We start from the raw sequence: 20,287 nt of genomic DNA on the forward strand, positions 1-20,287 counted from the left end.
ACACCTTGATGAACAGACCTAAAGCAGCCGAAATGGGACAGACTACTCGACTTCCGTGGCTTGACATCGCGCGTGGTGCTGCTTTGTGGGCCATGGTCCTCTACCACTTCAGCTGGGATTTGCTGTGGTTTGGGCTCGTGGACTGGCCGGTGGCAACGGGCATGGGATGGCGCTCTTTCGCCATTGGCATCGCGGCAAGCTTCCTGTTTCTGGTGGGGTTCAGTGCCAACCTGGCGCATGGCAAGGGCATTCGCTGGAAGGGGTTTTGGAAGCGCGAGGCAAAGATTGTTGCCGCTGCGATGCTCGTTTCTGCCGGGACGTACTTCGCTCTTGGAAGTCAGATGATACGCTTCGGGATCCTGCACAACATTGCACTGAGCAGCCTGCTGGTGCTGCTGTTCCTGCGGTTGCCCTTTTTGCTTAACACTCTGATTGGGCTGGCCGTTATTGCGCTCGGAAACGCGGTATCCCCTTTGGCTCCTGATCCGTTGTTATTCTGGATTGGGCTGCATCCGTCTCCGTTTGTGTCTGTTGACTTTGTTCCAGTGTTTCCATGGTTCGGAGTTGTGTTGCTTGGCTTGGCGGCATCACAATACTACACGGCTATGAAGCGGCACCGGAGGGCGCAAGAGCGCCCCGAGAGCCCCCTGAGGCGTTTGCTTCCCCGCGCGATGGGATGGTCTGGAAGGAACTCGCTGTTTTTCTATCTGGCACACCAGCCAATCATTTTTGGGAGTCTGTGGCTGTTGGTGGTGCTGGGTGGCTTGCCGGATCGGGATGAGATGGCGTTCCAAAGCAACTGCGTTGCGGCATGTTTCTCTTCACGTGAGGCAAGGCAATGTGAGTCGGCGTGTGCTTGTACCCTCGAACGTCTTCAGCAGGGAGATGAGTGGGAAAGGCTCTTGAATGAGCCGCTTGATGCGACGCTCCGTCCTGTAATCCAACAACATTTCAAGATTTGTCTTGCTCAATGAGAGGCCGTGGCTGGGGCGAGAATCAAAATGCGCGGTCCTCCGGGTGTGAACTGTTGTATTTTTGCAATTTAGAGCAAGAAACACAGGATTTGCCCCGTTTTTTTTATAAATAGGTATTTCGGCGTGTTTGAGCGTTCACGCGCAACAACTGGAATCAAACAGGGCGATTTTGGGTCCAAAATGGGGTGTTTTGTTACTGTCATAAACACCCAGAGCCATTTCAGCTATAAAAATGGACAAGCTGGGCGATCCTTAGGGAAGTACTAGGTCGTTGGGGGGAGTTGACCCCTGCTGTTCTATTGTAAATATTTCCCCGTATAAATACACAACCAACCGTATTCTTACCGTGTCTGTAACAAACCTGCTCACAGGGAGATGGCGGGTGAAGTTCGGGCGGTGCTTTGTTTTAAACGGCATTGGCCCTTTGGAATGACGCGAGCTTAGGTGCGCACCTTTGTTGGGGGTGGTGGGCCGCGGTTCTAGGGGAAGAAATGACTCTTTATTGGAGGGGGAATATGAAAATTTTCAATCGTGCGCTCGGCGCTACTTTGGCTGCCGGCACAATTCTTGGTGCTTCCGGTTCGGCTTTTGCTGCAGGCTGGGACGTGCAGGGCCTGAACAGCTATGACCTTCTGTTCTCCGACAAGAAATTCGCCGTACAGGCGCAGACCAGCTACGTCGACCGTAATGTTGATTTCAAAAACGTAAATGGCACCAATCGTGGCGGGCAGGCTACATCAGGATCTAGCGCCGATGATGCAGTTCCTGATGTTTGGCTCTATTCGGTCGCTGTAAAGGCAAATCTGTTTGAAAATATCGATTTTTTTGCAAGGGTCGATAATCCTTACATCATTCGCGAAGAGCCTGGATTCGATTGGGGCGGGAGATATGCCATTGCCGAGACGGTTGCAGATGCACATGGCATTGATGCAATGCTCAGCTATAAACATGCAATAAATGGAAGTAGTAATCTTCGCTTCTTCGGTGGCGTTCGTGCTGTAGATGTTACTTACGAACAAAATTCGGCATTCAATCCCGTGACCACTGCCGTGCCAGCGCTCGATCGAGTTGCCAGCATCGATGTGGAAACAGATGGTTACGAGTTTGGATGGCGCATCGGGGCGGCCTATGAAATTCCTGAAATGGCGTTGAGAGCGAAAGTTTCTTATGATTCAGCCATTGATGTGGATTTGGATGGACGCTTTTTTACGAACGGTGCGGTTTTAAATCCGTTAAACAGTAGCGTTGTGATCCCAGCTCTTGATACGTCTGCCGATGCAACCGCTACCCTTCCTCAAGCAATTGAAGCAAGTATTGAGTCAGGCGTCGCTCCAGGTTGGTTAGTCTCATTAGGTGTGAAGTGGGTTGATTGGAGTGTTTTGGATGAGCTCGCGGTCAACTTCGGTAGCAATGCGATAGGTGCAACAGGGTCAACTCGCGTGTTGAACTACTCCGATGGTTGGACTGTGGAAGCCGGTGTTTCGCACAAGCTCACGGACAAATTAGGTGTTGGCGGCACGATCACTTGGGACAAGGGCATTGGCGGCCCTTACTCTGATTTCTGGGCGTTCGGCGTTGGGGGTGCATATGATGTATCAGAGAATGTGCGTTTGGCGCTTGGCGGCCGAGCAGTGTATAAAACTGCCGATAGCGGCGTTTACGATATTCAAGGCTCGACGCCTGTTTCTGCAACTTATGAGTATGACTCTTCCTGGAACTTCCAGCTGTCTTCACGCCTGAAGGTCTCCTTCTAAGCTGGAGGCTCAAACAAGTTTGGAACCCACCGGGAGCTAAGGCTTCCGGTGGGTTTTGTTTTTAGGAACGAAGCAAGAACAACTCTTTTCTTTTGAGCAGACTCGCGCCATATTGCGCGTCATGGCTAGCAACAAGAAAACCAGTTCCTCAGATCAGCTCCCTGAAGCGCCGGATAACAGCGCTGAAGGTTTTGGTGAAGCTCCGCAGCAAGGTTTGGGTGGCGCCCCGTTGAGTGGGGGCATTTCCGATTGGATTGAGCAAATTGGGTCTGACGAAGCGCCTGAGACGCTTAAGTCAAAGGTCATGCCTGACAAGCCTGCAGTGACATCGAAGAAAGCTGTTTCGGCCAAAGCGGCCAAGACGACAAAATCCAAAGAAGCTGGGAGATCACGCAGCGCCCGCGGCACGTCAATGGGCGGCAGCGCGGACCCGCGAGAGCGAGCAAAGGGTGGTCTGAACCCTGTTGCAGGCATGGACATGTCACTGGAAGATGCTGAAAAGATGTTGGCGTCTCATGTCAAGGAGAACAAGCGCAAGAAGAAGGCGTCCGCACCTGAAGTGATGACCGGCGCGACGGCGACGGTGCAGGCTCTGGCGGATCTTATTTCTTCAGGCAATCCGCTTCACAAGAATGGTGAAACCTGGGTGCCGCATCGCCCTGAGCGCCCGACAAAATCGGAAGGCGGGGTGCCTATTGAGCTGGTGTCCGAGTACGAGCCGAAAGGGGATCAGCCGACGGCCATAGCGGAGCTGATTCAAGGGCTCGATGGTGGTGAAAAGACACAAGTTCTTCTTGGGGTTACAGGGTCTGGCAAGACCTACACCATGGCGCAGATCATTGCCCAGACGCAACGCCCGGCTTTGATCCTCGCGCCCAACAAGACGCTCGCGGCTCAGCTTTACGGCGAGTTCAAATCTTTCTTTCCAAACAACGCGGTTGAGTATTTCGTTTCCTACTACGACTATTACCAGCCAGAGGCGTATGTTCCGCGCACGGATACGTTCATTGAGAAAGAAAGCTCAATCAACGAACAGATCGACCGTATGCGCCACTCTGCAACACGAGCTGTGCTTGAACGTGATGACGTGATCATCGTGGCATCCGTCTCCTGTATCTACGGTATTGGATCGGTTGAGACCTATACGGCCATGACCTTTGCACTTGAGGTGGGGGAGCGTATAGATCAACGCCAGCTGTTGGCGGACTTGGTAGCACTGCAATACAAACGTAACGATGCAGCCTTCCAGCGTGGGACGTTCCGCGTTCGCGGCGATACGGTGGAAGTCTTTCCCGCGCACTATGAAGATAGAGCTTGGCGTATCTCTCTGTTTGGCGACGAGATTGAAGGCATCACCGAGTTCGATCCGCTTACAGGGAAGAAAAGTGGCGAACTCCAACAGGTCAAAATCTACGCGAACTCGCACTACGTCACTCCACGCCCAACGCTCAACCAAGCCATAAAGTCCATTAAGGCGGAACTGAAACAACGTCTCGCGGAGCTGAATGATCACGGCCGGTTGTTAGAGGCTCAGCGGCTTGATCAGCGCTGCACGTTTGACCTTGAAATGATGGAAGCGACTGGTGCATGCGCCGGGATCGAGAACTATTCCCGCTACCTGACCGGCCGGGCACCCGGTGAGCCGCCGCCAACCCTGTTTGAATATCTGCCGGACAACGCCATCGTGTTCGCGGATGAGAGCCACGTGACCATTCCGCAGATCGGGGCCATGTACCGCGGTGACTTCCGACGTAAAGCCACGCTGGCGGAGTATGGGTTCCGTCTGCCGTCTTGCATGGACAATCGCCCCCTGCGCTTTGAGGAGTGGGATGCCATGCGCCCGCAGACTGTCGCGGTTTCTGCAACACCGGGCTCATGGGAAATGGAAGAGGCTGGCGGTGTCTTCGCCGAGCAGGTCATTCGTCCGACCGGACTGACAGATCCGGATATCGACATCCGCCCAGCGAAGACCCAGGTGGATGATCTGCTGGGTGAGGTGCGAGAAGTGGCTGCCCGAGGATATCGCACGCTGGTGACCACACTGACAAAGCGGATGGCCGAGGACCTTACTGAATACCTGCACGAGAACGGTGTGCGTGTACGTTACATGCATTCGGATATCGATACACTTGAGCGCATTGAAATTATTCGCGATTTGCGTCTTGGGGCTTTTGATGTGCTTGTCGGCATCAACTTGCTGCGTGAGGGGCTCGACATTCCCGAGTGTGGTTTGGTCGCCATTCTTGATGCGGATAAGGAAGGCTTCCTTCGTTCAGAAACCTCGCTCATTCAGACCATCGGTCGCGCGGCTCGTAACGTGGATGGCAAGGTCATACTCTATGCGGACAACATTACTGGCTCCATGGATCGCGCCATTCAGGAGACAAACCGTCGCCGCGAGAAGCAAGAGGCCTACAACGAAGAACACGGGATTACGCCAGAGAGCGTCAAGCGTTCTATTGGCGACGTGATGGAGAGCATTTACGAACAGGATCATGTGACTGTAGATGCAGGCTTTGCGGAATCCGGTGCTACGATCGGCCACAACCTTAAAGCCCATATCGAAGATCTCGAAAAGCAGATGCGTGAAGCGGCTGCAGATCTCAACTTTGAGAGCGCAGCGCGGTTGCGTGACGAGATCAAGCGGCTTCAGGAAACTGAGCTCGTGCTGGCCGATGATCCGATGGCGCGCCAGTCCGCACTTGGGGACAAGGTCGGTGCCTACGACGGTGACAAGAAGTACGGGGCCTCAGCCAATGAGCCGCCGAGCAAGTCCAAGGCCCAAAAGCCAAAGCTGGGTGAAATGGGGCCGGGGACAGACCTCTCCAAGCCGAAGGGTGCTTCTACCGACAAGAAGCGCGGCCGGAGTTCCGGCGGGCGACCGGGGACGCGCACCTATCGAAAGAAATAGATTAGATTTTTGTTACAAATTTTTGGTGGGCGCTAAGACTTGAGAGGGTTTGAGCGCCCATTTTTGTTGAGCTACGTCATTTTTAAATAGTAAATTGATGCAGTTAAGTGCGCCTAATCTGAGGTAATATCAGGTTTTCGGTCCAGTCGTTCCATCTCATGAGGCCATAATGTGCAGTCGTTGGTGTTCTGTCTGGCTTAGCTTTTTCGTTCTCATCAGTGCGTTGTTGAGTCCCGGTCTGGCGCTTGAGGATGGGAAGCGAATTGATGAAGTAACAAATGCCGAATGGGCGGGCGATTTGGATGGCATGCGCAAACGTGGCTTTATTCGCGCTCTTGTGCCGTTTTCTCTCACCTCATTCTACATTGACAATGGGAAGGAAAGGGGGTTGCAGGCTCAGTTGCTGAATGAGTTTGAGAAGCAGCTCAACGTGGGTGTCGATAGGGAGCAGGATAAGGTCCGAGTTCTCGTGATTCCTACAACCCGAGACCAGCTCTTTCCAAAATTGATCAGTGGGAAGGGGGACTTGATAGCAGCCAATCTCACTGTCACGGCGGATCGCATGAAGGACGTAGACTTTGGCGATCCGGTCTATCAGGAAGCCAAGGAGATTGTTGCGACAGCACCGGGAGAAGCGCCAGTCGAGGTCCTCGCTGATCTCGCGGGGCGTCAAATCTATGTACGGGAGGACAGCAGTTTTTATCCGAGCCTCGAGGCGGCCAATGTTCAGCTTGCCGAAAAAGGTTTAGAGCTGATCGATATACAGTTCGCTGATGAACGCCTTGAAGCCGAAGACATTCTGGAGATGGTCAATGCGGGTGCCATCCCAGCCACGGTTGTTGATCAGCATGTGGGCCAGTTTTGGTCCAAAGTGTTTCCCAAATTCGTGATGAATACTGAGGTTGTGCTTCGTGATCGGGGGCACATTGCCTGGGCGCTTCGACAAGACAGTCCCAAGCTGCTTGCTGAGGTGAATGCTTTCATGAAGGAAGCGAAGATCGGTACGTTGCTCGGCAATATGCTGGCGAAGGAGCAAATGGAGCTCGCGGATCGTTTTGTCGATCCTTCAGAGGAAGAGTATCTGCAGAAACTCAAGGAGTTGCGGGATCTTTTCCTCAAATTTGGTGAGAAGTATGATATCGATCCAAGCTTGCTGGCAGCGCAGGCCTTTCAGGAATCCCGGTTCGATCCCAATGCACGCAGTGCAGCGGGTGCTGTAGGCATCATGCAGCTTTTACCCTCGACCGCGCTTGATCCCAATGTTGACATCAAGAACTACGAAAGCCTTGAGGGCAATATTGAAGCAGGCGCGAAGTACATGCGCTTTTTGGCCGATCATTATTTCCCAGAAACTGAAATCCCAGAGTTTGAAAAGATGATGATGGTGTTTGCTTCCTACAACGCAGGCCCCAACCGGGTTAGGCGTGTTCGGCCGGATGCTCCAGACCCCAACATGTGGTTTCGTAGTGTGGAGTGGGAAGTTGCTGAGGCGGCCGGCTCTGAGCCAATCCGTTATGTAAAGAACATATATCGGTACTATCTGATGTTTGACAGTATGATGCAGCGCTCGGAAGTTCTTCGGAAAGTGCGAACTGAGTAGGCCCTCAGGTCGTTGAGGATCGTGTGCGAAGTCTGCGCATCAACATGGGGGCTACCTCGACAATCAGTACGCCCAAGAAGATAAGGGCACAGCCGACGATGCCGACTAAAGGCAGGCGCTCTCCAAGCAAGAGTGCCCCGAATATGGCGGCAAACAGCGCTTCAGAAGAGAGAATGATTGCAGCGTCTGCGGGCGCAGTCCACTGCTGAGCAACCGCCTGGAGCGTAAAGGCGACGCCACCGGACATCACACCTGCAAAGAAGATCTCGAACCACGCGGCTTGAAACGCAGCCACTGTGTAACTCTCGTAAAACAAGCTGGCGGCAACCGCGACTACGCCTACAAACAGAAACTGGGTGAACGCAACAGCCATGGGGCGTCCGCACATCATGACCAGTCTGCCGAGCAGGATCACCTGAAACGCCCAGAATACAGCGCAGATGATCATTAGAACGTCGCCCCAGTTCAGGGCAGATAAGCTTCCACCACCGAGAAGATAGATGCCTGTGAGCGTCATAAGGCTGGCTGGCCATACAAGGAAGTGTGGCACCTGACGAAAGAACATGAGCCCCATGATGGGCGTCAGCACAACATAGACAGCCGTAAGAAAGCCGGCATTGGTCACGGTGGTGACTGTGAGGCCGTACTGCTGCAGCACTGTGCCAATCGTGAAGCAGAAACCCACGGCAATGAACTGAGGCCAAAGCCTGCGGTCAATAGTTTTCGCCGGACTGCGTCTTTTCTCCAAGAAGACCATGGGAACGAGTGCCAAGGCAGCCACGAGGAATCTCACCCCAGTGAATTGAAGAGGCCCAAGGCTCTCCATTGCGGTGGATTGGCTGATGAAGGCTGCACCCCAAATGAGGCCAGTGAGTAGAAGGAGAATATTGGCAGTCGCGCGTGTCATGAGCGCACGGTTATCGGAGCTTCAGCAGGCGCGCAACCCCGTCCGCGGTTTGCAACGCATGTTTTTCAAGGCTCTAGACCAAGTGATGAGACCGCGCGTGCCTGCCTTTTCAGAGCGATAGTTCGTCCAAGCCGACTTCAAGGTAGTCTGAGAGATTCGGAATGCCCAGCAGGTAGGTCACGGTGGATACACGTGATCCGGATGAACGTTCCTTTGCGTCCGTCAGCGCCTGAGTCCATTCGGTTTTGTCGTAGTCGCCACGCCCTATCCATGTAAGGGCTACCATTTCTGCGGCTTCGTCAACATTGAGGTCGGAGAGCAGCTCCTTGAGCTCTTCGTCCAGCATGTCGTCGTTTTCTTCTTCCGCCAGCCCTTCGTGGGAATGCACGGCCACAAGGTTTTCTGCATCGTAGGCAACCTCGCCCTCGTGCCCGTCCTCATAGGAATCAGAAAGAGAGTTTGAGGCGGACCTCGCCTTTTGAATGAACATACGAATCGTATCAGCGGATAGTGTTAGTTCGACAGGCATGATGGTCACCATCGGATGTTGATAACTCATAGTAATGCTGCAACACGACCTGTCGCAAGGGGAAGGGGTGAAGATCCTCGGGATTGTTTGATCAGAGAGCATGGCTCAACGTATGCATCCCTAATAGGTTTGGGGGCTAAAGGTGTTTCTCTATCATAGCGCTAGGTTTACAAATGACGATTGTAAGACGTAAGGCGGCTAATGTGAGTCCTGTTCATTTATACCAGTATGCAGTGGTAGTTACCCTGATATGGCATTAGAGAAATATGCAGGTTTTGGCTTGTTTAACTCTTGTTAACCAACAGCAAATGTGGCTACCGTAATCCCATTGAAAGCCTAGGCTTACTCGATGACTTTAGGTCAGATGCGGCGGACCTGAGTGCTGGCCGGTGGACTTTGCAGAGTTCACCGGCCTTCTCTTTTCGGTGTGGGAGGTTATTTGCGGAAGCGTGTGGTCAGGCTGTAGAGGATCCAGCTTCCGCCGGAAAACGCACCAACCAGTCCTGTCAAAAGCAGAGTTTCAGAAAGGGTCAGGCCTTCTACATCCACGGTGGCCAGTGCAAACAGGGGAAGCGCGGAAAACGCAGCCACGCCAGTTAGCACCGGGCGTACTCTGGCCATAGCTTTGGATGTTCTTGTTGTTTTTGAGTTTTCCAGCATGGGGGCAACTTTCCTTCCGTTAAAGGCAAGGAGAGTGTGCTCTGGCAATAAGGCAAAATCTCGCCTGAAACACGGTATTCCCTCGATTTAGCGAGGCAATTTCAGGTTGGCAGTGCCTAATTCCTAAACGCAAAGAGTTTGGAACCCATAAAATTGAAAATTACCGCTACGCCAGTTGCGATAATCAGGGCTGCGAACGGGGAGCTTTCTGGAAAGCTCAACAGAATCGCTGAGTAGACACCGTAGTTGATGATGGCCCCCAGCAGGTTGACGGCAATGAAGCGCAGGTACTCGGGAAGCTTGGCAGCATCACTTTTGAAGGTGAAGGCGCGATTGAGGGCCCAGTTGTTGGTCATGGCAGCCCAGATAGAGAGAAGCCGGCCGGCAAACGGGCCAAGACCGAACGCCAGCAGCACCGCAAGGACCGCAGCATCCACCACAAGTCCGGTTGCTCCGACCAAACAAAAGCGAATGAACTGGTTCTGCTGGCAGAATCGCATGACGCTCGCAGTGATGATATGCATGCGAGTTACTCGCAATTAAGTTAAATCTATCCGTTTTCTGAGTGTTGCTTAACGGTGATTGTCACTTCGTGCAAGAAGGTGCGGCGCAATGCACGCATAATTGCCTGGGACTGTATGGTTTTGTTTGTGGTCTTGCTTGGCAATGGACTACAGTCCTTGCGGATGTTTATCTGCCTAGGAGATGAGGCGGGTAAATGATCCCACAGGAAAAATAATCGCAAATGTGCCGCTTTCATGGAGGTCATTATGGGCTTTATCGCCGATGCGCTCTCACGCGTAAAACCGTCTGCAACCATCGCCGTCACCAACAAGGCGCGCGAACTCAAGGCAGCGGGTCGTGATGTTATTGGGTTAGGAGCAGGCGAGCCAGACTTCGATACACCGGAGAACATCAAGGCCGCGGCAATTGCAGCCATTAACGAAGGCAAGACCAAGTACACTGCCGTTGATGGCATACCCGAGCTGAAAAAGGCTATCTGCGCCAAGTTTGAGCGCGACAATGGTCTCAAGTATGAGCCTGCACAGATTACCGTCGGTACGGGTGGCAAGCAGGTTCTTTACAATGCCCTGATGGCGACCATCAATCCGGGTGACGAGGTGCTGATCCCGACGCCATACTGGGTGTCCTATCCGGACATGGTGCTGTTGGCTGGCGGGGAGCCGGTTGTAGTTGAGGCCGACAAGGCGACCTTCAAGATTACACCCGAAGCTCTGGAATCGGCGATTACACCAAAGACAAAGTGGCTAATCTTCAACTCTCCTTCCAATCCTTCTGGTGCAGGCTACAGCCGTTCAGAGTTGAAGGCACTGACCGATGTGCTGATGAAGCACCCACACGTGTGGGTCATGTCAGACGATATGTATGAGCATCTGGTCTATGACGATTTCGAGTTCACTACGCCTGCGCAGGTTGAGCCGGGCCTTTATGAGCGCACGCTCACTGTAAATGGTGTTTCCAAGGCGTATTCAATGACTGGGTGGCGTATTGGATATGCTGGCGGTCCGGTTGAACTGATCAAGGCAATGGCAAAGATTCAGTCTCAGTCTACCTCAAATCCGTCATCCATCGCGCAGTGGGCAGCTGTTGAAGCGCTCAATGGCACGCAGGATTTCATTGCGCCAAACAACGAAGTGTTCAAGGGACGCCGCGATCTTGTCGTGTCCATGCTGAACCAGGCAAATGGATTGTCCTGCCCAGTGCCGGAAGGGGCGTTTTACGTCTTCCCATCCTGCGAGGGTTTGATTGGCAAAACCGCGCCATCTGGGAAAGTGATCGAGAACGATCTGGATTTTGCGGCTGAGCTTCTGGAGACGGAAGGTGTGGCCGTGGTGCCGGGTTCTGCATTTGGCCTCGGCCCGAACTTCCGTGTTTCCTACGCAACCTCAAACGAGGCGCTTACTGAGGCTTGCACACGCATCCAGCGTTTCTGCGGCAATCTCAAGTAAGATTGGTCGGTCTTAAACGAGAAAGGCGCGGAATTCCGCGCCTTTTTCCTTGTTTCACGTCAGCGACTACTCAGAGATCAGCTCATCAAGGATGTAGTTGCGGTTAACATAATCGTTGCGGTTTTCCTGCATCAGGCTGCGGTTGCCGCTGAAGCTCAGGCGACCACCAACGAGGAAGGTCGCATCGTCATCTTCCCGCAGTCGCGCATCACCGTAGATTGCAATGCCTTGCTGGCCAAAGCTGCCAGGGCGGAACTCGGCACCCGCCGCATAGACGTTATCGTCGCGGAAATGACGGTAGCCACCATAGAAGCGCAGGTTCTCGGTCATGTAGTAGGAAACGTCGAATGCGCCGACCACATCCCCATCGTCATCAAAGCCCTGCAGGCCGATCATGGCATCCAGGCTGACTGGGCCAAAGTGCATCTGACCTTCTGCGCCGACGAAGCCAATATCACCATCGTTGCGATTGATATGCGTGCCGGATGCAATGACGCCGAAATAGCCTGCATCGTACTGACGGAAGCCAAGGCGAACTGAGCCTCCTACAAATCCATAGTCTGTTTCGCCGCCTGCTGCGGCATCAAACTGAGCGGCAAAACCGTTCTGAAGTTGAGCGACATAGTTGCCGGAGACCAATCCAAGAAGGTCTCCGTCGAGGGCGCCGAAGCCAGCCGCAACACGAGCATTTGGGGATTGCTCGAATGCAAACGCGGGCAGGCTGACAGCGGTGAGGAGAGCGAGCGCGCTCACTGTTGTTTTTAAAGGTGCACTAGGCATTTTGATTCTCCAATAGTCTGCCGTTAGCCCGACTTTTGGAGTTTTTGTTTAAAACACCATTGCAGCTTGTCTCGATACGGGACAGAAATTTAGAGTTAATTCCTATGGTAAATAAAGCGTATCCATCGTGTCAGAAGTGCCAAGATACTGCCATATTTGAAGGCCGGACATGGTAAGCGCCAGCGAATGCTCTGGGTTGTTACGCCAACTAAAAGTCGATGGCTTTGAACTGTTTCTCCTCATTGGCGATTTGCTGGTTTCTATGGAAAGTTGTTGGATCGCTACTTTGCCACAAAGCAGGTTTTTGATCTGGGGTGTGAGCCGATATGGCCAAGAACAATAAGGAGAGAAATGCATGCCCCGTTCATTTCGACTTTTGAGCGCGTTTTCTGGATGCACACTCATGTTGGCTGGTGCTGTTGCCGCCAGTGAGCAAAGTCAGCCCACCGTTGAGGTTGGCACTCTCACCTGCAACGTCACAGAGGGAAGCAGCTTCATCGTTGGGTCTAGCCATACCATGGCTTGCGATTTCAAATCCGCAGGAGGAAGTTCAGAGGCTTATACTGGCAAGATCAATAGTTTTGGCCTTGATATTGGTCCAGTGAACAAAGGTAGTTTGGTTTGGGGTGTGCTTGCGCCATCCGCCAACGTGGAGCCTGGCGCTCTTGCGGGTAGCTATGGAGGCGTTTCGGCCGGGGCAGCGCTTGGCGCGGGATTACAGGCGAACATCCTTGTCGGCGGTCTCGACAAGTCCATTGCACTTCAGCCTTTAAGCTTGGAGGCCAATACCGGTTTGAACCTTACGGCAGGTATAACCGGCCTGCAGTTGAGTAAGGCCAACTGACCTAAGCTATTCACCGATCAATAGAAATTCTGCGGCGGACTGTCACACACTGCGCCGTCGCAGTTTTACGGCTTGATATTTCAAGGCAACTCCTGCGACCATAGAGATCTGACCCGGGAGGGGTCGGAGAAAGGCGCGTCGAAATTGCAGGCGCCTCAGGCGCTTAGCGACGTGTCGATCCTCAATTCGGTACGGAGTAGCGATCATGGGAGAAAAAGGCGTTGGTGGTGCTGGCGGCAGGGTGAGCAGCCCTCGCTGTGTAGCGATAGTCGGGCCATTCGCAAGTGGTAAGACCACCTTATTCGAGGCCCTTCTGGCACGCACGGGGGCAATTGCCAGACAAGGTAGCGTGACTGCTGGAACAACACTGGGAGACTCGTCAGAGGAAGCCCGCAGCCACGGCATGAGTGTTGAGGCGAACATTGCCGATTGTACCTACAAGGGAGACAGGTACACCTTTATCGACTGCCCAGGTTCAGTGGAGTTCCTCAGTGAAAGTGAAGCCATCTTGGGCGGCGTTGACTTGGCAATCGTGGTTGCCGAGCCGGATGAAAAGAAAATCCCTGCGTTGCAGGTGATCCTCAAGTCTCTTGAAGCAAAGAGCATTCCTCACGTTCTATTCCTGAACAAGATTGACAAGGCGACCGGGCGTGTGCGCGAGACCCTTGCGGCTTTGCAGCCAGCCTCGTCTGTGCCGTTGCTGTTGCGCCAGATTCCGATTTGGACCGATGGCGCTGTGTCTGGATACATCGACTTGGCGCTGGAGCGGGCATTTGTCTACCACGACGATGGGCCGAGCACGGTGGTTGATCTGGCGGATGAGGAGAAAGCCCGAGAGCTGGAAGCGCGCTACTCCATGATGGAGATGCTGGCGGATCATGACGACGAGTTGATGGAAAAACTCCTCGAAGAAGACGAGCCAGACAATGAGATGGTCTTCAAGGATTTGACAGAAACCATGCAGCATGGCGACGTGGTCCCCGTATTCATTGGCTGTGCTGAAAAGAACAACGGCATTCGTCGGCTTCTCAAGGAGCTGAGACATGAAGCGCCGACTGTAGAACAGACCCGCGAACGTGTTGGCTTGTCCGAAAATGATGCGGGCACCGTGCAGGTACTGAAGACCTATCACACTCAGCATGGCGGCAAGTTGTCCGTGTGCCGCGTGTTGAGCGGGACGGTGAGTGAAAGCAGCTTGCTGCGCGACGCTAACAACAATGAGCTTCGGCCTTCCGGCCTGTTCCGTATGAAGGGGAGCCAACCGGTAAAGAACGATGGGCCTGTGGTTGCTGGCGATCTTATCGCCTTTGGCAAGCTGGAGGATGTAAAGACCGGCGATACGTTGGGTATTGGTAAGGCACCTGAAACACTGCTGGATGCAGCGCGGCCGCTCGAGCCGGTGCTGACAACCGGCCTGAAGGCTGCGGAACGGAAGGACGAAGTGCGTCTTTCTTCTGCTCTTGCCAAGTTGCTGGAAGAGGATCCTTCTCTGCGTCTTGTGCAATCGCAGGAGAGTGGTCAAACCATACTGGAAGGGCAGGGCGAAATGCACCTGCGTGTGGCCGTTGAAAAGCTGCGCGGAAAGTACGGCCTGAACGTGGAGCAGTACGAACCAACCATTCCGTATCAGGAAACCATCAGAGGGAAAACGGAGCTGCGCCGTCGTCACAAAAAGCAAAGTGGCGGGCATGGTCAGTTTGGCGATGTTGCCTTGACCATTCAGCCAATGCCTCGCGGAGAAGGTCACGCCTTTTCTGACACCATTTCAGGCGGGGTTGTGCCCAAGCAGTACATTCCTTCTGTGAAGCACGGCGTTGAAGAGGCGCTGCAGAAAGGACCGCTCGGTTTCCCAGTCGTGGATGTGGGCGTTGTTCTGACCGATGGCTCCTACCACTCTGTAGACAGTTCCGACCAGGCATTCAGAATGGCTGCCATTCTTGCGATGCGTGATGGTTTGAAGGAATGCAAACCAGTGCTCCTTGAGCCGATCAGTAAGGTTGTCGTGGCTTGTCCGTCTGATGCAACCGCTCGGATCACGGCGATTGTCTCTGGTCGCCGCGGTCAGATCCTTGGCTTCGATGCCCGTCCGGGTTGGGATGGCTGGGACGAGGTGCAGGCTCTGATGCCAGACAGCGAAGTAGGCGATCTTATCGTTGAGCTGAGGTCTGCAACGGCTGGCGTTGCCAGCTTCCGCCGTGAGTTCGATCACATGGAAGAACTCTCCGGCAAACCTGCTGAGCAGGTTGTTATGAAGTATGGCAGTGAGGCTGTTGCCTAGGAGTGGCCTGAGCTGAAAAAAAGGGGGCGGTGGGTCTGCCGCCCCTTCTTGCTACCAGCCTGAATTGAGCAGATCACTCGAGGTTTACTTGAGTGTGAGGGGGGCTGACCCATAACTTGGTGGCAACGCGTCAACAAGAATGGGTCTGCTCATGCATGTGATACATCCCAAAGGATGGGAACTTCCGGAAAGTGCCGCAACGCCTGAAGATGTGTTCTTCAATCGACGAAAGTTCTTGAAGAGCGCATTGGTGGTCGGTGCCGGTGCTGGTCTGTCCTCCATGGTTCCGTTGTCAGCCGCGCGCGCTGCGACAGATCCTACGGCGCAGTTTTACCCCGCAGAGCGCAATTCTGCGTTCACTTTGGACCGAGCCATTACCGATGAAGCGGTCAGCTCCCAATACAACAATTTTTATGAGTTCGGCTCTCACAAGCGCATTGCGGCAGCTGCTCAAGCCCTGAAGATACGTCCATGGACGCTGACCATAGATGGCTTGGTGGAGAAAGAGACGACCATCGATGCGGATAGCTTGATTGGCAAGATGGATCTGGAAGAGCGTCTCTACAGACATCGCTGTGTGGAGGCGTGGGCGATGGCCGTGCCTTGGACCGGCTTCCCACTGGCAGACCTCATCAAATTGGCTGCACCTCTTTCCAGCGCGAAGTTTGTGCGTTTTGAGACCTTTGAGGACGCAACAGTCGCTTCTGGACAGCGCCAGTTCTGGTATCCTTGGCCTTATGTCGAGGGCGTTACCATGGCTGAGGGGATGAATGAGCTGGCCTTTGTTGCAACGGGTATCTACGGCAAGCCGCTGCCAAAGCAGTTCGGTGCCCCCATCCGCTTGGTTCTGCCGTGGAAGTATGGGTTCAAATCCATCAAGTCTATTGTGCGAATGACCTTCACCGATGAGCGTCCGGTAAGCTTCTGGGAGCAAATTGCAGCTACTGAGTACGGGTTCTGGGCTAATGTGAACCCAGATGTGCCACATCCACGTTGGTCGCAGGCCAAGGAGCGTATGCTTGGCACAGATGAAGAGCTGCCGACACAGCTGTACAACGGCTATGCTGAGCAGGTTGCTGGTCTCTATAGCGGAATGAAGGGGGAGGAGCTCTATCGCTAAGGAGCGATTGAGCTTCCACCTGATGACTACTGAGCGGCGACGACCTGTTGCCGCTCTTGTGGCGTATTCAGTGCGTCGACCAACCTTGTGGCCTCTGAAAACAAGAGTGCGCCCACACACAGTGCCAGCACGAACGCCGCCCGCCTTACCTCAATCATACGCAATACTCACTAACTGATGCAGCTTGGAGGTGTACAACACCCGCTGTCTTATCATTGTCATATGTTTCAGGGGAGTCCGTATATCTTAAGGGGCCCTGAGAGTCTCGCGACAAAAGGTGTCAAGTGCTGAAGTTTTGTGGGTACCTCGCGTTTGGCGAGTTGTCCCAACGTCATTGCATGGCTGCATAATTATGCAGCACGGATGCCTATTTCGTGATCAGTGCGAAATCGGGCGTGGAATGAACATTTTTTTGCATCGCAAGCAGAATTTGGTGACCTTTAAGGCCGTTCGGGCTGCAAATTTTCAGGTCAACCGTTCTACAGCTCCAAACTCATAACAGGATTAGATGAAAGCATCACTGGATGTGATTACTTTTGTTTTTTCTGAGGTTTAGGAGAATCGCAAAAAAAAACCGGGCCACGTAGGCCCGGTAAAGTTCGATTGATTAAACACCAATTCCTGGTGCAATCACCTTCCAGAGGGGAACAATTGACCAGATAAGCACGTCACTGGGAGGAGAGATGTGACGGCTCCATTGGTCAACAGCCAGTGTATATATGCAGTGCATATGGCCACACGCAATGGTCATTTTTTGCATTGCAGATATGCGTGAAAGTTATGGCTTCTCATTCGAATTGTCTATGAGGCAGGGCGTCGCATCATGTTGGGGAGGAATCGCAGAAACCTGCGTTTTCTTGCGCAAACGTTTGCTTGAGCTGCCGATATATCAGAAAAGATCGGTTTTCTGAAAAGTGCCTCTAGGTGACCCTTTTATGAATCACCCAGAGAAAATTGTGCATCAGTCAGATGGGAATCAGTCTAGTGAGACCAGCGTTCCGCATTGGACACCAGGAAATCGCGGAATGCCGTGACTCGTGCTGTGTTGCGCAGCTCTGAGGGATAGACGAAGTAGCTGTCAAAGGACGGTAGTTCATCGTGGCCTTTGTCCAGCACTGTCACGAACCCCGTATCCCGCTCCACCATATAGTCTGGCAGAATGGCCAGACCAACGCCCCTTTTTACGGCGCGTTTGATGCCTGTGAGGTTGTTCACCTGAAACGCGACGTCCCGCTTTTGGCCTGCTGGCAGACCAGCGGTTTCCAGCCAGTTCATGATGCGCAGATAGGTTGGGGTATGGTCACCAATGGTGATCAAGCGGTGGTTTGCCAGATCCTCAACCGACTCAGGGGTCCCGAACCGCTCCAAGTACTGCGGTGATGCGTACACATGGAAGTGCACGGTGAACAGCTTGCGCTGGATCAGGTCAGGCTGCGTTGGCGGACGCAGGCGAATGGCCACGTCCGCTTCGCGCATGGAAAGGTCAAGTTCGTCGTCCTGGGTGATGATCTCAAGACGCACGTCAGGATAGAGATCAACGAACTCATGGATGCGAGAAGGGAGCCAGGTCGAACCAAGGCCCACCGTTGTGGCAACGCGCAGAACGCCGGATGGCTTTTCCTTGCTGTCTGTCAGCCGGCTCTGGGCCGCCTCCAGTTTCAGCATCACCTCACGGGCGGTGCGATACAAAAGCTCACCCTGTTCAGTGGGCACCAGACCACGCGCATGGCGGTGGAACAGAGCCACGCCAAGGTCGTTTTCCAGTGCACTGACCTGTCGGCTCACGGCCGATTGGCTCATGTTCAGCGCTTCACCTGCGTGCGTAAAGCTGCCCGCTTGCGCCGCCGCGTGAAAGATCCGCAGTTTATCCCAATCTAGTGACCGCCCCGGCATACAGTTTGGCTCCTCTCACATGCATAGGCCTTATTCGGCCGCGTTTGCCGTTTCTGCTGCGTCTGCAGCAAGAAAACGTTCAGCTTCCAGAGCTGCCATACATCCCATGCCTGCAGCTGTAACGGCCTGACGGAAAGTCTCGTCAGTGACGTCGCCTGCTGCAAAAACCCCTGGAATGGAGGTCTGCGTCGAATCTGGTGCTGTCCAGATGTAGCCAGAGGACTTCATCTCGACCTGATCCTTGAACAGTTCCACTGCCGGGGCATGGCCAATGGCGACAAATACGCCATCGGTGTTCAGCTCTGTCGCTTCCCCTGTTTGTGTATTGCGAAGTTTAACGCCCGTTACTACCGCGGGAGATTCTGTACCCAGAATTTCCTCAACTGTATTGTTCCACAAAACCTCGATCTTTTCGTTCTTAAACAGACGGTCTTGCAGTATTTTTTCCGCGCGCAAACTGTCGCGGCGGTGGATCAGGGTCACCTTAGATGCGAGATTTGCAAGATAAAGGGCTTCTTCCACGGCGGTATTGCCGCCGCCCACGACGACAACTTCCTTGCCACGATAGAAGAAGCCGTCACAGGTCGCACAGGCAGAGACGCCGCCTGCCTGAAAGGTTTGCTCGGAAGGAAGGCCCAGCCACTTGGCCTGTGCTCCTGTTGCTATAACAAGCGCATCGCAGGTGTAGGTGGTGCCGCTGTCTCCCTTCAGGGTAAACGGGCGCTTGGACAAGTCAGCCTCAGTGATCATGTCATAGGTGATCTGTGTGCCAACATTTTCAGCCTGCTTGCGCATCTCTTCCATGAGCCAAGGGCCTTGGATTGGATCAGCAAAACCTGGATAGTTTTCAACGTCGGTGGTGATGGTCAGCTGACCACCTGCCTGAACGCCGGTAATGATCTGGGTGTCCATCATGGCTCGTGCGCCATAGATCGCTGCGGTGTAGCCTGCAGGGCCGGACCCAATGATCAGCAGTTGCGTGTGTTTCGTGGTCATTCTGCTACCCTCTTGCTCCTGACAGTTGCGAATGCGTGGCCCTGTGGCCTGTCCGCCTGCCAACTCAGCCCCTCTGCAATCGTTCGCGGATCGCGTCGGCTATGACTGGTGTGGAATCCATCGGCTCGTAGGTAGTACCTTCTAGCAATCCTGGGAAGGGGTGAAGCACGTTCATTCCCCTGAGTGTCCCCAAAAAGAGATCAAACTTCTTGTGTCCACCCTCTGGTTGGAAACCATATATGGGGTATCCCGTTGCAGCCGCTTCGCCAACCATGTTGGTCGAATCGGTTGTTACCACAACGCCTTGCGCATTTGCGAGGTACTGCAACAAAGGGTTTGGGCCATCTCCCTCCCAATAGAGGTGGTTGGGGCGGGCTCCAAATTGTCTGAGGCGGTCTGCCAGAGCATCAGGCGTCCGCCGGGAGACTGTGATCATCAGCGAATGGGTCTTGCTCGCCTCACTCAGGCCGTCACCGAGTCGGGCAATGTCCTCTTCCGTGAAGTGGTGATGTTTGCTGTTGCCCCCAACCAGAACGGCGAGGCGCGGCTTGGGCAGCGACGCAATCTCAGGCCAGGGATTGGCTCGGGCTTCTGCCAGACGCTCTTTGGAGAACCGGTGAGGCGCCGTTGGTGAAACAATCACGTTGGGGCCGCGCAGTTTGTCGTGTGTTGCAACCCAGATGATGTCTGCTGCTTTGCATCCGGTCCGGGGGTCTTTGAGGCAGACGGTTATGGTCTTGCCGCCAGAAAACTTCTTTATGGCACGCAGGTAGGGGATCGAGCGGCGCCCGGACGCAATGGCCACCTTGGGAAAGGGGCGTGCGATCGGGCTTTTTGGCTTGTTCGGACTGTCTGCAGGATCAATCGGGCCATGAGGCATGGCCAGCGCAAACAGCTTGCGCGGCGCGACTCTTCGCACCTCATAAGGCAAGCCAAGTGCCTCAGCAACGCCAATGCACTGCGCTTCGTCACCGGCTTTTCCGTCTGTTATTACCCACAGATTTCCGCTCATTTTAAGGGTAGGAGTTTCCTGAAGTTTCCGATTCCTGTGCATTTTTAGTATAGTCTTTC

At 53.9% G+C, this 20,287-nt stretch carries 15 protein-coding genes and 1 pseudogene; 8 read left to right on the plus strand and 8 right to left on the minus strand.

Annotated features, from left to right (window positions below; all coding sequences use genetic code 11):
- Positions 1 to 8 precede the first annotated feature (8 nt).
- The 4 genes and pseudogenes from Q3Y58_RS10235 to Q3Y58_RS10250 all read left to right on the plus strand — a co-directional run bounded on the left by Q3Y58_RS10235 (position 9) and on the right by Q3Y58_RS10250 (position 7,239).
- Complete coding sequence (locus Q3Y58_RS10235; RefSeq protein WP_319622160.1) at positions 9 to 974, plus strand: DUF1624 domain-containing protein; 966 nt, start codon at positions 9 to 11, stop codon at positions 972 to 974.
- Between the two features lie 515 nt (positions 975 to 1,489).
- Positions 1,490 to 2,728: an OmpP1/FadL family transporter gene (locus Q3Y58_RS10240; RefSeq protein ID WP_274218395.1), complete on the plus strand. Its 1,239-nt coding sequence runs from the start codon at positions 1,490 to 1,492 to the stop codon at positions 2,726 to 2,728.
- 121 nt (positions 2,729 to 2,849) lie between these two features.
- Positions 2,850 to 5,429, plus strand: a pseudogene (uvrB, locus tag Q3Y58_RS10245) (excinuclease ABC subunit UvrB); the annotation flags it as partial.
- A 379-nt stretch (positions 5,430 to 5,808) separates the two neighbouring features.
- On the plus strand, positions 5,809 to 7,239 hold the full coding sequence (locus tag Q3Y58_RS10250) for an MltF family protein (protein WP_319622162.1): 1,431 nt from the start codon (positions 5,809 to 5,811) through the stop codon (positions 7,237 to 7,239).
- Between the two features lie 4 nt (positions 7,240 to 7,243).
- Here Q3Y58_RS10250 and Q3Y58_RS10255 read toward each other — a convergent pair whose 3' ends face one another.
- From Q3Y58_RS10255 to Q3Y58_RS10270, 4 genes are all read right to left on the minus strand, one after another.
- Positions 7,244 to 8,146: a DMT family transporter gene (locus Q3Y58_RS10255; RefSeq protein ID WP_274218398.1), complete on the minus strand. Its 903-nt coding sequence runs from the start codon at positions 8,144 to 8,146 to the stop codon at positions 7,244 to 7,246.
- 109 nt (positions 8,147 to 8,255) lie between these two features.
- Positions 8,256 to 8,705: a DUF3775 domain-containing protein gene (locus tag Q3Y58_RS10260; RefSeq protein WP_274218399.1), complete on the minus strand. Its 450-nt coding sequence runs from the start codon at positions 8,703 to 8,705 to the stop codon at positions 8,256 to 8,258.
- A gap of 405 nt (positions 8,706 to 9,110) precedes the next feature.
- Positions 9,111 to 9,296: a hypothetical protein gene (locus Q3Y58_RS10265; RefSeq protein ID WP_274218400.1), complete on the minus strand. Its 186-nt coding sequence runs from the start codon at positions 9,294 to 9,296 to the stop codon at positions 9,111 to 9,113.
- A gap of 155 nt (positions 9,297 to 9,451) precedes the next feature.
- Positions 9,452 to 9,859, minus strand: a complete 408-nt coding sequence (locus Q3Y58_RS10270) for a GtrA family protein (RefSeq protein WP_274218401.1) — start codon at positions 9,857 to 9,859, stop codon at positions 9,452 to 9,454.
- Between the two features lie 246 nt (positions 9,860 to 10,105).
- Here Q3Y58_RS10270 and Q3Y58_RS10275 point away from each other — a divergent pair, with 246 nt between their 5' ends.
- The gene (locus Q3Y58_RS10275) at positions 10,106 to 11,305 is read left to right on the plus strand and encodes a pyridoxal phosphate-dependent aminotransferase (protein WP_274218402.1); all 1,200 of its coding nucleotides are present in this window, start codon (positions 10,106 to 10,108) and stop codon (positions 11,303 to 11,305) included.
- Between the two features lie 66 nt (positions 11,306 to 11,371).
- Here the strand turns inward: Q3Y58_RS10275 and Q3Y58_RS10280 are convergent, their stop codons facing one another.
- Positions 11,372 to 12,085, minus strand: coding sequence for a hypothetical protein (locus tag Q3Y58_RS10280; RefSeq protein ID WP_274218403.1), 714 nt, complete (start codon positions 12,083 to 12,085; stop codon positions 11,372 to 11,374).
- A 355-nt stretch (positions 12,086 to 12,440) separates the two neighbouring features.
- Between Q3Y58_RS10280 and Q3Y58_RS10285 the strand changes: the two genes are divergently transcribed.
- The 3 genes from Q3Y58_RS10285 to msrP all read left to right on the plus strand — a co-directional run bounded on the left by Q3Y58_RS10285 (position 12,441) and on the right by msrP (position 16,327).
- Positions 12,441 to 12,929 carry a DUF992 domain-containing protein gene (locus Q3Y58_RS10285; RefSeq protein ID WP_274218404.1) on the plus strand — a complete coding sequence of 163 codons (489 nt, stop codon included), beginning with the start codon at positions 12,441 to 12,443 and terminating at the stop codon, positions 12,927 to 12,929.
- Positions 12,930 to 13,134: 205 nt separating this feature from the next.
- Positions 13,135 to 15,207: an elongation factor G gene (locus tag Q3Y58_RS10290; protein WP_274218405.1), complete on the plus strand. Its 2,073-nt coding sequence runs from the start codon at positions 13,135 to 13,137 to the stop codon at positions 15,205 to 15,207.
- 151 nt (positions 15,208 to 15,358) lie between these two features.
- The gene (msrP, locus tag Q3Y58_RS10295; protein WP_319622163.1) at positions 15,359 to 16,327 is read left to right on the plus strand and encodes a protein-methionine-sulfoxide reductase catalytic subunit MsrP; all 969 of its coding nucleotides are present in this window, start codon (positions 15,359 to 15,361) and stop codon (positions 16,325 to 16,327) included.
- Positions 16,328 to 17,308: 981 nt separating this feature from the next.
- On the opposite strand, the gene Q3Y58_RS10300 is transcribed toward msrP, so the two are convergent.
- The 3 genes from Q3Y58_RS10300 to Q3Y58_RS10310 form a co-directional block, all read right to left on the minus strand.
- Positions 17,309 to 18,220, minus strand: a complete 912-nt coding sequence (locus tag Q3Y58_RS10300; RefSeq protein WP_274218407.1) for a LysR family transcriptional regulator — start codon at positions 18,218 to 18,220, stop codon at positions 17,309 to 17,311.
- Between the two features lie 30 nt (positions 18,221 to 18,250).
- Positions 18,251 to 19,216: a thioredoxin-disulfide reductase gene (gene trxB, locus Q3Y58_RS10305; protein ID WP_274218408.1), complete on the minus strand. Its 966-nt coding sequence runs from the start codon at positions 19,214 to 19,216 to the stop codon at positions 18,251 to 18,253.
- Between the two features lie 64 nt (positions 19,217 to 19,280).
- A complete protein-coding gene (locus tag Q3Y58_RS10310) occupies positions 19,281 to 20,228 on the minus strand; it encodes a mitochondrial fission ELM1 family protein (RefSeq protein WP_319622164.1) in 948 nt (315 codons plus the stop codon).
- Between the last annotated feature and the right edge of the window lie 59 nt (positions 20,229 to 20,287).

This window comes from Nesiotobacter zosterae, assembly GCF_033843645.1.
Taxonomy (GTDB): domain Bacteria; phylum Pseudomonadota; class Alphaproteobacteria; order Rhizobiales; family Stappiaceae; genus Pseudovibrio; species Pseudovibrio zosterae.

Excerpts from the sequence above, each read along its gene's own strand:
- Q3Y58_RS10235 (WP_319622160.1), top strand. The coding sequence starts at position 9 with ATGAACAGACCTAAAGCAGCCGAAATGGGACAGACTACTCGACTTCCG.
- Q3Y58_RS10240 (WP_274218395.1), top strand. The coding sequence starts at position 1,490 with ATGAAAATTTTCAATCGTGCGCTCGGCGCTACTTTGGCTGCCGGCACA.
- Q3Y58_RS10250 (WP_319622162.1), top strand. The coding sequence starts at position 5,809 with ATGTGCAGTCGTTGGTGTTCTGTCTGGCTTAGCTTTTTCGTTCTCATC.
- Q3Y58_RS10255 (WP_274218398.1), bottom strand. The coding sequence starts at position 8,146 with ATGACACGCGCGACTGCCAATATTCTCCTTCTACTCACTGGCCTCATT.
- Q3Y58_RS10260 (WP_274218399.1), bottom strand. The coding sequence starts at position 8,705 with ATGAGTTATCAACATCCGATGGTGACCATCATGCCTGTCGAACTAACA.
- Q3Y58_RS10265 (WP_274218400.1), bottom strand. The coding sequence starts at position 9,296 with ATGGCCAGAGTACGCCCGGTGCTAACTGGCGTGGCTGCGTTTTCCGCG.
- Q3Y58_RS10270 (WP_274218401.1), bottom strand. The coding sequence starts at position 9,859 with ATGCATATCATCACTGCGAGCGTCATGCGATTCTGCCAGCAGAACCAG.
- Q3Y58_RS10275 (WP_274218402.1), top strand. The coding sequence starts at position 10,106 with ATGGGCTTTATCGCCGATGCGCTCTCACGCGTAAAACCGTCTGCAACC.
- Q3Y58_RS10280 (WP_274218403.1), bottom strand. The coding sequence starts at position 12,085 with ATGCCTAGTGCACCTTTAAAAACAACAGTGAGCGCGCTCGCTCTCCTC.
- Q3Y58_RS10285 (WP_274218404.1), top strand. The coding sequence starts at position 12,441 with ATGCCCCGTTCATTTCGACTTTTGAGCGCGTTTTCTGGATGCACACTC.
- Q3Y58_RS10290 (WP_274218405.1), top strand. The coding sequence starts at position 13,135 with ATGGGAGAAAAAGGCGTTGGTGGTGCTGGCGGCAGGGTGAGCAGCCCT.
- msrP (WP_319622163.1), top strand. The coding sequence starts at position 15,359 with ATGCATGTGATACATCCCAAAGGATGGGAACTTCCGGAAAGTGCCGCA.
- Q3Y58_RS10300 (WP_274218407.1), bottom strand. The coding sequence starts at position 18,220 with ATGCCGGGGCGGTCACTAGATTGGGATAAACTGCGGATCTTTCACGCG.
- trxB (WP_274218408.1), bottom strand. The coding sequence starts at position 19,216 with ATGACCACGAAACACACGCAACTGCTGATCATTGGGTCCGGCCCTGCA.
- Q3Y58_RS10310 (WP_319622164.1), bottom strand. The coding sequence starts at position 20,228 with ATGAGCGGAAATCTGTGGGTAATAACAGACGGAAAAGCCGGTGACGAA.